The 12,782-nt window shown below is 60.6% G+C and carries 9 protein-coding genes; 2 read left to right on the top strand and 7 right to left on the bottom strand.

All coding sequences use genetic code 11. The features are described from left to right. Nucleotides 1–279 precede the first annotated feature (279 nt). The 6 genes from EP837_RS13590 to EP837_RS13565 form a co-directional block, all read right to left on the bottom strand. The gene (locus tag EP837_RS13590; RefSeq protein ID WP_197486386.1) at nucleotides 280–1,107 is read right to left on the bottom strand and encodes an IclR family transcriptional regulator; all 828 of its coding nucleotides are present in this window, start codon (nucleotides 1,105–1,107) and stop codon (nucleotides 280–282) included. 134 nt (nucleotides 1,108–1,241) lie between these two features. After that, nucleotides 1,242–2,126: a 2-hydroxy-3-oxopropionate reductase gene (locus EP837_RS13585; RefSeq protein ID WP_066529648.1), complete on the bottom strand. Its 885-nt coding sequence runs from the start codon at nucleotides 2,124–2,126 to the stop codon at nucleotides 1,242–1,244. Between the two features lie 5 nt (nucleotides 2,127–2,131). Continuing rightward, nucleotides 2,132–2,914: a 2-oxo-tetronate isomerase gene (otnI, locus tag EP837_RS13580; protein WP_066529647.1), complete on the bottom strand. Its 783-nt coding sequence runs from the start codon at nucleotides 2,912–2,914 to the stop codon at nucleotides 2,132–2,134. Nucleotides 2,915–2,962: 48 nt separating this feature from the next. After that, complete coding sequence (locus tag EP837_RS13575; protein ID WP_082919690.1) at nucleotides 2,963–4,285, bottom strand: glycerate kinase type-2 family protein; 1,323 nt, start codon at nucleotides 4,283–4,285, stop codon at nucleotides 2,963–2,965. Further along, nucleotides 4,285–5,958: an L-lactate permease gene (locus EP837_RS13570; protein ID WP_066529645.1), complete on the bottom strand. Its 1,674-nt coding sequence runs from the start codon at nucleotides 5,956–5,958 to the stop codon at nucleotides 4,285–4,287. The genes EP837_RS13575 and EP837_RS13570 overlap by 1 nt, the downstream gene beginning before the upstream one ends. A gap of 95 nt (nucleotides 5,959–6,053) precedes the next feature. After that, on the bottom strand, nucleotides 6,054–7,121 hold the full coding sequence (locus EP837_RS13565) for a hypothetical protein (protein ID WP_066529643.1): 1,068 nt from the start codon (nucleotides 7,119–7,121) through the stop codon (nucleotides 6,054–6,056). Nucleotides 7,122–7,297: 176 nt separating this feature from the next. Here EP837_RS13565 and EP837_RS13560 point away from each other — a divergent pair, with 176 nt between their 5' ends. After that, nucleotides 7,298–9,502, top strand: a complete 2,205-nt coding sequence (locus EP837_RS13560) for an alpha-amylase family protein (protein WP_082919689.1) — start codon at nucleotides 7,298–7,300, stop codon at nucleotides 9,500–9,502. 146 nt (nucleotides 9,503–9,648) lie between these two features. Here the strand turns inward: EP837_RS13560 and EP837_RS21955 are convergent, their stop codons facing one another. Then, a complete protein-coding gene (locus EP837_RS21955) occupies nucleotides 9,649–9,777 on the bottom strand; it encodes a hypothetical protein (RefSeq protein WP_335676207.1) in 129 nt (42 codons plus the stop codon). Nucleotides 9,778–10,375: 598 nt separating this feature from the next. On the opposite strand from EP837_RS21955, the gene EP837_RS13550 reads away from it, so the two are divergent. Then, nucleotides 10,376–12,745: a glycoside hydrolase family 3 N-terminal domain-containing protein gene (locus tag EP837_RS13550; protein ID WP_225870645.1), complete on the top strand. Its 2,370-nt coding sequence runs from the start codon at nucleotides 10,376–10,378 to the stop codon at nucleotides 12,743–12,745. The last annotated feature ends 37 nt before the right edge of the window (nucleotides 12,746–12,782 follow it).

Below are 12,782 nucleotides of genomic sequence, written 5' to 3'. Positions count from 1 at the left end.
AGCACTGAAATAAACGCGATCCGCCTGATTGTATAAGGGCGTCTTCCGCCTTGGCGCCATGTGGCGTTCATCACCCTCTCCTGCCGCAGTGCTTATCGCCCGCGTGCTCCCAAATTACCGTCTTCTTTATCGCTTGATTTTTGACCAGGTCGCCACCCGAAAGCTGTTCATCGACCCGGCAAATCTGTTCGCTTTTTCGATGGTGGATGGCTGTCCCCAAAGACCCGAACGGCTCACGCGACGTGCAACCGACGTCCGGACAGCCGGTCTGAACAAATCTCAGAAATATTGGGCGGCGATCTCGCTGCTCATCTGCTGGGCGGCCATTACCAACGTCGGTCCCAACTCATACAGCCTTGTCCGCGCCAACTGCGATGACCGATCGGACACAGACAACGCGCCCTTGGGCAAGCCATCACGATCATGCACCATCGCCGCGACACAGCGCAGCCCGGCGTCATATTCCTCATCATCCATGGCATAGCCACGGTCGCGGATAGTCGCCAGTTCCTTGCGGAGACGGTCGGCATCTACAATGCTGCGGGATGTGCGTCCCTTGAGGGGGGCCTGAGCGACATAGTCGTCGAACTCCTGGCGCGTCCAATGCGCCATCAGCACCTTCCCCGATGCGGTCGTGTGCAGAGGGAGCACTGCACCAGGGCGCGCAGCGGTCGGACGGAAGCCATTTTGCGCGACCTGCCCGACATAGCAAATGCCCCGCCCTTCCGGCACGGCGATATTCACGCAATGGTTTACTTCGGCCATAAGCGAACGCATGATTGACCGGCCGAGTTTTCCAAGATCCCGCGTCTGCGCGAAAACGGCTCCGACGGTAAACGCCTGTACCCCGATCGACCAACGATTGGTCGCTCTATCGAACGTGACGTAACGCAGCGCTTCCATCGTTGTCAGCAGGCGATGTGCTGTTGATCGCGGGAGACTGACCGTACGCGCCAAGTCGCTCAGGGTCATGCTGTCACTTTTGGCCAGTTCATCCATCAAGCCGAATGCGCGAACCAGGGACTGCACCCGACCTAAGGCGCCCTCATCCAACTCTTCGCGGATATTGCTCACATTTGCATCCTCGCCTGCATGGGCCATCAGCATGACAAATGCTCCAGCCCTGAAACTGGTATGACCTGTTTGCCGGCAAATGTCGATAAGGAATTGGCGCAGCTCCCCTGGCCGTTGAGTGACGCACATCTGCGGGCGTTTACCGGCCAGCAGATTTGACGCTCGGTCTAACCGCTGACCTTGTGATTGGCGGCCAGTTCCAGCGCCTCGACCAAAGCTGAATGGTCCTTGTCACCACCGCCGTTCGCGACGCAGCTGCTCATCAACTGCTGTGCAGAAGCCGTGCCGGGTAGGGAGAGGCTTAGCGTGCGAGCGCCCGACAGAGCCAGGTTGAGGTCTTTCTGATGCAGACTGAGGCGGAAGCCGGGCGCAAAGCTGCGGTCGATCATCCGCTGGCCATGCACCTCCAGCACACGGGACGCGGCGAAACCGCCCATCAGTGCCTCGCGCACACGGGCGGGATCGGCGCCGGCGCGCGATGCGAATAGCAACGCTTCTGCCACCGCTTCGATATTCAGCGCGACAATGATCTGGTTCGCGACCTTCGTGATCTGCCCCGCGCCCACATTGCCGACCAGCGTGATATTCTTGCCCATGGCTTCGAGCAGCGGTTTCACCTTCTCGAACGTCTCGGCCTTCGCGCCGCACATGATGGTCAGGCTTGCGTTGCGCGCGCCCACCTCGCCGCCCGATACCGGGGCATCGATGTAGGCGCCGCCCAGATCTTCGATCCGCTTCGCGAAATCACGAGTTGCGATCGGGTCGATCGAACTCATGTCCATGACGATCGTGCCCGGCCTCAATCCGGTCGTGACACCATCGGGACCGAACAGCACATGATCGACATCGGGCGTGTCCGGCAGCATCAGGATGACGCATTCCACCTCGGCCGCGACCGCTGCGGGATCGCTGCAGGTGACGACACCTGCTTTTTGCAGTTCCTCGGCAAGAGGCGTGCGATTGATGCAGCTGTAAAGGCCGTGCCCCGCCGCCAGCAGATGGCCCGCCATAGGCCGTCCCATGATGCCTAGTCCGATGAATCCGATCTTCATGTCGATTATCCTGTTTGATTCAGAAATGGTTCGGCCCAGCCCAGGCCAGCGGCTGTATCCCCGGCCGGGCGATACTCGCACCCGATCCAACCGGAATAGCCTAGGGCGTCGATATGGGGCAGCAGCCAGGCATAATTGATCTCGCCCGTCCCCGGTTCGGCGCGTCCGGGATTGTCGGCGAGCTGGATGTGGCCAATTTCCGGCAACAAACGCTCGATGTTGCGGGCAAGATCGCCCTCCATGACCTGCATATGGTAGATGTCATATTGCAGCTTCGTGTTCGGCCGCCCCACCTCGCTCAGGACGGAGAGAGCCGCCTCGCTGGTCGAATAAAAATAGCCGGGAATGTCCACGCGAGTGTTGATCGGCTCGATCAGCAAATCGATGCCATGAGGTGCAAACAGGTCTGCGGCAAAGGCGACATTATCGACCAGCGTTCTCCGGTTTCGCGGGTCGGCGGGCGCTTTCCCGGCCATGAGATGCAATCTGCGGCACCCGAGACGGCGCGCATAATCCAGCGCCCAAGCCGCCCCGCGCCGACATTCATCGATCTGGTCGGGTAGCGCCCCGATTCCGCGCTGGCCGCGTTCCCAATCACCTGCGGGAAGATTGAAAAGGACGATCTCCAAACCGTTCCGAGCGGCTCGCGCGGCGATCTCATCGGCGGAAAACTCATAAGGGAACATGAACTCGACGCCACGAAAACCCGCATCTGCCGCCGCGTTGATCCGATCGAGAAAAGCTAGGTGCGTGAACATCAAGGACAGGTTGGCCGCAAGCTTAACCACGAAAATTCACTCCTATTCCAGACCTCGGACGCCGCCCGGGCAAGTCACCTAAAATGCAATGCCAAGAACAAGGTCCATCACATTGGTCCCCGTGGGACCCGTGCGCAGCAGATCCTGTGTCATGTTGAACAGCGTGTAGCTGTCGTTTCGCGCGAGCATTTTGAGCGGCTTGAGGCCAAGAGCTTGCGCCCGCGCGACCAGAGAGCCATCGGCAAAGGCTCCAGCGGCATCGGTGGGTCCGTCAGTTCCATCAGTGCCAGCGGCGAGCAGTGCGACCCGTTCGACCGCCTCCAGCTCCAATGCGGCGACCAGAGCGAATTCCTGATTGCGTCCGCCTTTTCCGTCGCCCGTCACGTGCAAGGTCGTCTCGCCCGCCGATATAAACAGTGCAGGGCGTTGCGCGGCAGGACAACTACGCAAAACTTCAGCCATCGACCGGGCCTGCACATGCGTGTTGCCGGTCATGTTTGGATTCACGACATGGAAGCCGAGCCCTGCATCCCGAGCGCCATGTCGCACTGCGTCGAGTGCGCTGCCGCTGTCTCCCAGAAGCACGACGTCGGCCCTGCTGACCTCACGATGCGGAAGAGGGGCTGGCGGCGTGGCGAGCAGGGCGCGCACGGCTGAAGGGATATGATCGAGCAAACCGTAATGTGCGATGATCTCCAGCGGGTCGTCACCGCCGGGTGATGAGCGGATGGTCGGCCCGGACCCTATCGAACCATGGTCCCCGCTCGGCACGTCCGATAAGAGCAACGTAAGGCAGGCGGCAGGCGCGATATAGTCGAGCAATTGCCCACCTTTTACCCGGGATAGTTGTTTGCGCACGCAATTGATTTCTTCAATCGAGGCGCCGGACCGAAGCAGGAGTTCGGTGGTCGAAGACTTTTCCGATAATGTGATGCCTGCCGCGGGCGCGACAAGCAGGGCGGACGCGCCCCCCGAGAGGAGAACGATAACGCTGTCATTCCGGGTCAGGCCATTCACCGTCCTCAGCAATTCCTCCGTGGCCGCGACACCCGCCTCGTCCGGCAGGGGGTGCCCGGCCTCGAGTTGCCGGATGCGGTACAAGGGCGCGCGATGATCGCGCTTCACGATGATGCAACCATCATCTATCCTGTCGCCGAATAGCGTTTCAATGCCCTGCGCCATCGCCGCGGCCGCTTTGCCCGCGCCAATCACGATCAGACGCCCCCGGGGATCCATGGGCCAATCGATCGCCTGCCTGTCTTTCTTAATGAACCACCCGGTTTTAGTGGGAGGGCCCAGGCTTTCGACCAGATGATCGCCTCGCACCGCGTCCAGCGCTGTGCCAAACAGCAACTTCAGAAGGCTTCGTGCTTCCTGCACCGTATCGATCGTCACTGGCATCAGGGTACAAGCAAGGTGAAAGGATAAACATAGGCCTGCAACATCACGAATAGACCTATCAGCGATCCCAGAGCCAGACTGTGCACAAAGACATGGCGCAGGATGCGTCCTTCCTGCCCGAACCATTGAGTAGCGGTCGAAGCGACGACGATGCTCTGCGCATCGATCATCTTGCCCATGACGCCGCCTGCACTGTTCGCGCCCGCCATCAGCACCGGCGACAGGTTCAGCTGCTCCGCCGTCACCTTCTGGAGACCGCCGAACAGGACATTCGACGCCGTGTCCGACCCGGTCACCGCAACCCCCACCCAACCCAGCATCGTACCGAAGAAGGGGTAAAGCGTCCCGGTTGCCGCGAATGCGAGGCCCATCGAGGCATCGATACCGCCGAAACGCGTCAGATAGCCAAGGGCCAGCATCGCTGCGATCGTCAACAGGGACGGCAGGACCATTATCCAAGTGCGAGCATAGATAGTCCCCAATCGGCGCGGCGAAATGCGCAGCAACGCTGCGCTCAGCAGCGCCGCCACCAAAATGGCCGTTCCGGTGGCGGAAAGCATGTTCAGATTATAGACGGCTTTTTCGAACTCAGGATGCGTGACGACCGGAGGTAACCGCTGGATGACGCCGTCCAACCCGGCAAAAGACAGATGGAGCGCGAAGATGTCGTCGAGCGAGCCTTTCACGAATGGCAGACCCCATATGAAAACGCAGGCGGTCAGGATTATCCAGGGCATCCATGCCCGCTTGACGGCCGCAGCCTCATAGCTTGCCGATGGCGCACTCACGCTGTCGGTCGTAGCGGCTGCATCACGCTCATCACCAGGCGCCAGCGGTGCTTCGTTCACTGCCATGATTCGCGCGGGTTGCCATATCCTGAGGAAGAGGATGAGCGCGACGATGGAGGCAAGCGCAGCGCCGATCGAAGTCAGCCAAGGCCCATGCAGATTTGATATCGCGAGTTGCACTGCGGCGAAGCTGGTCCCTGCCACCAGCAAGGCAGGCATCACCTCCATCGTCCGGCGCCATCCGCAATAAGCGACGAGCAGCCAGATCGGCACGATAAGGGCGAAAGGCGTCATCTGTCGCCCTACCATGGCGGACAGTTCCAGAAGCGGAAGACCCGTCACCCCGGACAGAGTGACGAGCGGCGTGCCGAGCGCCCCGAACGCCACAGGAGCAGTATTGGCAATCAGCGACAAGCCGGATGCCTGCAGCCGGGTAAACCCCAACCCGATGAGCATGGCGCCCGTCACCGCCACCGGCGTTCCAAAACCAGCCGCACCTTCGAAAAAGGCGCCAAAGCAAAAGGCGATCAGCAGCAGTTGCAGGCGGCTGTCGGGCGTAATCGTGGTGATGGCTGTGCGCAGCACATGGAACTGCCCGGTCGCTTCGGTCAATTGATACAGGAAGATGATGTTGAGCACGATCCAGCCGATCGGCAACAACCCATAAGCCGCGCCAAAGCCGGCGGCGCGCAGGGCAAGCCCCGCAGGCATGCCGAATACCAAAATCGCCACCAGCAATCCAGCGGCCAGGCCCATCAGCGCGGCCACATGCGCACGGACATGAAACAGGCCGATCGCCCCAAGAAGGACGATGACAGGCACCGCTGCAACCAGCGCCGACAGCCAGCCACTGCCCAGCGGATCATAATTTTGCGACCAGATCATCCCGAAACCTTTTGCGCTATCCTATGCCGGTCCTGGGGCCGCAAACGGGACGGAGCCGGTAAACCGCTCCGCCCCGCCGCCCCCTTTGGACCAATTCAGAACCCTGGCGCCAAATCCATCAGCACGATGCCTTGCCCCACACCCGCGTCGATGACGTCGGCGGAACCTACCTGCGCTGCGATCATGCGGCCATTGGGTCGAACCACCGGGTTACCGTATTTCCAGCCGCCATATTGGACGATGTCGGTCATGCGCGTGTAGCGGGGCTTGCTGGGATCGAGATCGAGAACGCACAGGTCCATACCCTTTGCGCGATCTTGGGCACATTCGACCAGCGCACGGCGCCCGTCCGGGAAAATCCCCTCAACCTCGCCATAAAGGGTGGTGGGTGTCGGATAACGGGTGATCTTCTTCGTTTCGAAATCAACGGAAATCACCTGCGTCTCAACGCCTGTAGGTCCCTTGCCATATCCATAACAGGGCATCAGCAGCCCCTTGTCGCCCGGAAGGAAATCCTGGGCTTCCACAAAACAATCCGTGGTCGTGACGATTTCCCGCTTGTCTTCCATCTTTGCTGCGCCATCTCGCACCGCGATGCGGCCGGTATAGACCGTTGTCGCGGCGGGCTTTCCCGCCGCCGCAGGACGCATCTCGCTCCAGGCAATCATGTTGCTGCGCGGGCTGGTCGCAATCCCTTCAAATATGGTGACACCCAATGGCACGGGCGCGCGGGTCGCCGATGGGTCCATCCAGAACAGTTCGATCCGGCTGAAACGGGTTTCCTCGCGCGTCTTGCCCAAAATGCGGGGCCCCAGCAGCGCGAAGCTGCCGTCCGCGATATAATGGACCCGCAGAAAACCCTCGCTTGGCGCGTGGCCGGTCAGATTGCGGATCTGACCGGTCGCCATGTCATATTCGAAGGCGTCGCCATAGGACTTGCCGATAAAGGCTAGCTTGTCTCCCTTTGGCGAGAAAACCGGACGCTCGCCGAAAGCCGAGATCAGGCGCTGTCCAGGCGGCATGTCCAGGATCGGATTGCCGGGCTTGTTGCCGAGTGGAAGGGTCACCGGAACCGGATCGCCGCGCGTGAATGTTTGCGCCGACAGCGCCGACGACAGCAGCATCGGCGCGGCCATCGCTGCCAGAAACTGGCTTACCTTCATAGTCATTCTCCCTATTTCAATCCCGCTCCAGCGTGGGATTGATCGCCAGTCAAGCAATGGCGGCGCCCATCCCACCATGCGGCAAGCCATTTCCCGCATGGTGGGATGGCTGATTGTGGCGACGCCGTCTTGGACTAGAGGGAGAGGGCAATGACGGATATCGACAGGGAGAGATCATGCCGGACATCATGCCAGTCAGCCGACGCACCGCGCTGGCACTGAGCGGCGGAGCGCTTCTCTCCCGCCTCGACCCCGCCATGGCCGCACGCGCAAGCCGCGATGTCGCGCCGGACTGGGCGACAGAACCGATGCGCTGGTTCCAGCTCGCCTTCACAGAGGATGACGTCGGCCATTTCGATCCCAAATTCTGGACCGATTATTTCCGGGACATCCATGCCGACGGGGTATGTCTGAGCGCTGGTGGCGGGATCGCTTTCTATCCGACGGCGATCGCCTATCACGGCATGGCTCCAGGGGTGGACAGGGGGCAGGACCCGTTCGGCGACATGGTCTTCGCCTGCAAGAAGATGGGCCTGCGCGTGCTTGCCCGCATCGATCCCCACGCGATGAATGCAGCGGCTGCCGCCGCGCATCCCGAATGGGCACTCACTGGTCCAGATGGCAAGAGCAAGCGCCACGGCAGCGCGCCCGATCTGACGCTGACCTGCGCTTACGGCCCCTATAATTTCGAACTGATGCCCAAGGTGATTGAAGAGATTGCCCGGCGCTATCCCATTGACGGCGTTTTCGGCAATCGCTGGAACGGAAGCGGTACCTGCTATTGTGAAAGCTGCCGGACGCAATACCGGGCCGCGTCGGGGCTGGACATACCGCTTGATCCGGATCCATCGACACCCGCGGGGCGCCGCTATGCCGCCTGGGTGGAGACCCGCCTTTTCGCGCTGATCGACCGTTGGAACGCTGCAGCGCGCAAGCATCGCCCTTCGGCCAGCTTCATTCCCGGCAGCGACCGGCGCGGCCTGGTCGAACTGAATGGCCCCGGTCTGTCGCAACGGCTTCCCATCGCCTTTTGTGACCGCCAGGCCCGATCGGTCGAAAACTCACCATGGGCACCAGGACCTGAAGCATGGGGTGCCGGCCGATATACGCGCGAACTGCGCGCGTTCATGCAGGACAAGCCTGTCGGCCATATCATTTCCGTCGGCGTGGAGGAATCCTATCGCTGGAAGGATTCGGTGCAGGCTGCGCCTGAAATCCGTATCTGGGCAGCCGGCGCGATTGCGCAAGGAGCGCGTCCCTGGATCACTAAATTCAACGGCAAGCCGCTGGACAAGCGCTGGATGGACGTGGCTCGCGATCTCTATCAATGGCATCACGCCAATGACCGCTATCTGCGCAATACGCATAATCTCGCGCGAGTCGGGCTGGTGCTATCGACCCGCACGCCACCTTTCCTTGGCGGATGGAAGCAACGGCACGATTTGGATGGGCATTTGCGCGGCTTCTATCAGGCGCTGCTGGAGTCCCGCATTCCTTTCGACATGATCGACGACGGCTTCCTCGACGAGGCAAGCCTCTCCCGCTTCAGAACGCTGATCCTCGCCAATGCTGCCGTGCTCTCCGATACCCAGTGCCAGCAAGTCCGCGCCTTCGTCGCCCGCGGCGGTTGCGTGATCGCAACGCATCAGACCTCGCTGTTCGACGGCGATGGACAGCGCCGTCCAGACTTTGCACTGGCCGACCTGTTCGGTTGCTCCATCACAGGTGAGGAGGAGGGACCGCTCCGCAATGCCTATCTGACAATCCACCACGCGCACCCTGCGATGGCGAAGTTGCCAGAGATCAGCCGGACGATCGGCCCAATCCGGCGGCAACCGGTCAAGGCGCGCAATGCGTCGGAGGTGGCGCTGACGCTGGTGCCATCCTACCCTGACCTGCCGATGGAGCGGGTCTATACTGACCGCACGGAAAGCAACATCCCCATGGCGATCTGTCGCCAAGCCGGTAAGGGCCGCGTTGTCTATCTGCCAATGGATATTGATCGCACATTCGCCGAACTGTCGCATGGTGATCATCTGACCCTGCTGCAATCAATGGTGGACTGGGCGCACGACGAGCAGCAGCCGCTACAGATTGACGGGCCGGGGTTGGTGGACATCGCATACTGGCGTCAAAAAAACTCTGTCACCGCGCACCTGGTTAGCCTCAACAATCCCATGACGATGCGGGGCAGCTATCGTGCGGCGATCCCGACAGGCCCTTATCGAGTCGCCCTTCAGCTTCCGGCTGGCACGCGGCCCTTGCAGGTGCGCAGGCTATCTAGTGGCGACCATGTTCCAATTCAGGTCGATGGCGAGCGCGTCATCGTCGATGTGCCGCTCATTGATTACCATGAGGTGATCGCCGTCGATCTTGGATGACAAATCGGGGCGATTCGGCGTTGCGCGCAGGAACCGGGCATGATGTTGGATCGTCTCCAACCCGCGAGCCTGCGCCGCGTCCCTTGTCTGGAGAAGGATCCCATACTTTCAGGCAGTCCTGCGAGTTTTGCTAGAGCAGAATCCGATCAATCGGGCTCATCGGCAGCCTCGACCTCGTCCGTCACAAGCCTTCGGCTTCGAAGGCAGGCGAGATGGGCAAGGCTTTCGCCCGTGGCAAGACCAAGAACGCTTCGATCGGTCTGGCCTTTGAACAAGACTGGAAAAACGTCGATCGCCCGTTCCGGCGTTTCAACGAGCGTGAGTGTGCGAGGCCGACTTCATGGCCTTCGATCAAGGCACCGATGCGGGCATGCAGACCATGAAACGGTTTACCATGGGCTGGAAGAACGAGCACATTGTCCGATACTTTTTGGCGGATCGCCTCAAGGGTCTCCAGCCAGTCAGTGAGCGGATCTGCCGCGGGCTCTAGAGGCTGTACCGAAACATTCGATGAGATTTCAGGCGGTACCTGATTTCCAGAAATCAGCAACTTCATCTCGGGACAATGGAGCAGAGCATGCTCGGGCGAATGACCTTTGCCGATCATTCGCGGCCTGATCACCTATCGTCCGTGCGTCTATTCCGGAAGGCAGCAGTTCCGCTATCCGCATCCAATCACCCATTCACGCCTCCCGATCTTGAGCCGTTGGCCATCCTCCATCGCACGGAAACTGATAAAGCATCTTGCCAGCCGTTCAGACCAATAATGCAACGTTCCTGTTTACTTATAGTTGCGTCCTGTTGTAAGACGCGCGGATAGCGGCCCTCAGTTGCAAAGCGGGGGATCGGCGAAACATTCGGACGGAGGATTTCTTGGCTGATCGGCTCGCCGTTACGCGGCGTATGTTCATCGTTTCAACCGCTCTGGCGATGCCTGTGGTCGCAATGGCTGAAGGTGCGGGCAAAGCGCTATATCGCAATCCCAAGGCGCGGATCGAAGATCGCGTCCGCGATCTGCTAAGCCGGATGACCCTGGAGGAAAAGGCCGCGCAGATGCGGTCGATCGCCTACACGAAATCCCGGTTCCTCGAGGGCGATAATTTCTCGCCCGAGAAGGCAAAGCAGGTCTTCGTCAACGGCATCGGGCAGATCGGCAATCCGAGCGATACCAATGGTACGGCGCGTGTTGCCAAGGACGCCTATCGCGCCGTTGGGGAAACGATCGACCTGGTGAACGCGATCCAGCGGCACCTGGTTGATAATACCCGCCTCGGCATCCCCGCATTGTTCCATGAGGAAACAGCCCATGGCCTCAAGGCGCGGGACGCGACCATTTTCCCGATCCCGCTCGGGCTTGGTAGCACCTGGGACCCCAAGCTGGTCCAGCAGGCTTACGAACTGGCAGGGCGTGAAGCCCGCATGCGTGGCGCTACCGTCGCGCTCAGTCCGGTCCTGGACCTCGCCCGTGATCCCCGCTTCGGGCGGGTCGAGGAGTTTTTCAGTGAAGACCCTTATTTGGTCAGCCAGATGGGCATTGCGTCTGTCCGCGGTCAGCAAGGACAGCGGCCGTTGGCGGCGGACAAGGTCTTCGTGACGCTTAAGCACTTCATTCACGGCGCGCCAGAGAGCGGGCTCAACATCGGCCCGGCTGACATGAGCGAGCGGACGCTGCGCGAGAATTTCCTCGTGCCCTTCGCGCAGGTGATCAAGAAGGCCGATCCTGCTGTTATCATGCCGTCCTACAATGAGCTCGAGGGCGTTCCTTCCCACGCTAATTATCAACTGCTTCAACGTACCGGGCGGGAGCGGCTTGGCTTTCGCGGCGCGTATTTCAGTGATTATGGCGGTGTCACCAATTTGGTCACGCATCATCAAATGGCGGCGAATGACGATGATGCCGCTGTGCTGGCAATCCATGCAGGCGTCGACGCAGAAATGCCGGAGGGTCAGGCCTATGCCCGATTGCCCGAGCTGGTGCGCGCTGGCCGCATTCCCGAAGCAAGTATCGACGCCGCGGTGTCCCGCATATTGGCCCTCAAGTTCGAGGCCGGCCTGTTCGAGAATCCCTATCTGAACAAATCTCGCGCCCTGCGTCAGGTCAATGCCCCCGCTAGTAAGGCGCTTGCGCGCAAGGTTGCGCAAAAGTCGCTCGTGCTGCTCAAAAATGACGGTTTGCTGCCGATTGATCCGGCTAAGCCGCGAAAAATTGCGGTTGTTGGGCCTAATGCGGTTGAACCTTTGTTTGGGGGCTATTCCTCCGTCAACGCGCAGGCCGTCGGGATATTGGCGGGCGTGAAAGCAGCTGCCGGGCAGGCGATCTCCATCGAGTATGCCGAAGGTGTCCAGATCGTCAAACCGGACCCCACCGGTCAGCACCTGCCGGCCCGCGCGGCGCGCTACGCCGATGCGGCGGAAAATGCGGTGCGCATAGCCCAGGCTGTGGAGGTCGCGAAACGGTCGGACGTCATCCTATTGGTCGTTGGCGACGTGCCGGAAATCACCCGCGAGGCAATTCACGCAGGCGCTCCGGGCGATCGCAACAGTCTCAATCTGTTTGGCGATCAGGATGCGTTGGTGGATGCGATGATTGCGACGGGCAAGCCGATTGTCGCCTTGCTGATCAACGGACGTCCGCTCGCCGTTAATCGCCTTGCGGACAAGGCCAACGCTCTGGTGGAGGGCTGGTATCTCGGCCAGGAGGGCGGAAACGCCTTTGCCGACATCCTTTTCGGCAAAGTCAATCCGGGGGGCAAATTGCCGATCACTTTTCCCCGTTCGGTTGGCGACCTGCCAATATTCTACAACAAGCATTCTTCGGCAAGGATCGGCCAGCGATATGTAGAGGCGAAGCCAACACCGCTTTTTCCCTTCGGCTATGGCCTGAGTTACACGACGTTCGAAATGTCCGCGCCACGCCTTGGCAAGTCCACCATCGCGGTAGGCGAGACGGTGATTGTGGAAGTCGACGTCACCAACACTGGGCAAAGGACTGGCGACGAAGTGGTCCAGCTTTATGTTCGCGACGATGTGAGTTCTGTGCCGCGCCCCGTGCTGGAGTTGCGCGGCTTCGAGCGTGTGACCTTGAAGCCGGGGGAAAAGCGCACCGTGCAGTTCAGCCTTGATCCCGACAGCCTGGCGTTCTGGAACATCGACATGAACTATGTGGTGGAGCCGGGAACCTTCACGATCCATGCCGGGCCGAACTCGGTCGATCTGAAGTCGGTAAAGCTTACGGTCGCCTAACAATCATATGGTAAGGGCGGCCTATGCATGCGACCGT

This window comes from Sphingobium sp. EP60837 (assembly GCF_001658005.1).
In the GTDB taxonomy this organism is placed as follows: domain Bacteria; phylum Pseudomonadota; class Alphaproteobacteria; order Sphingomonadales; family Sphingomonadaceae; genus Sphingobium; species Sphingobium tyrosinilyticum.
Note: the sequence above shows the minus strand (reverse complement) of the source record. Positions and strands in the feature narration are given on the sequence as shown.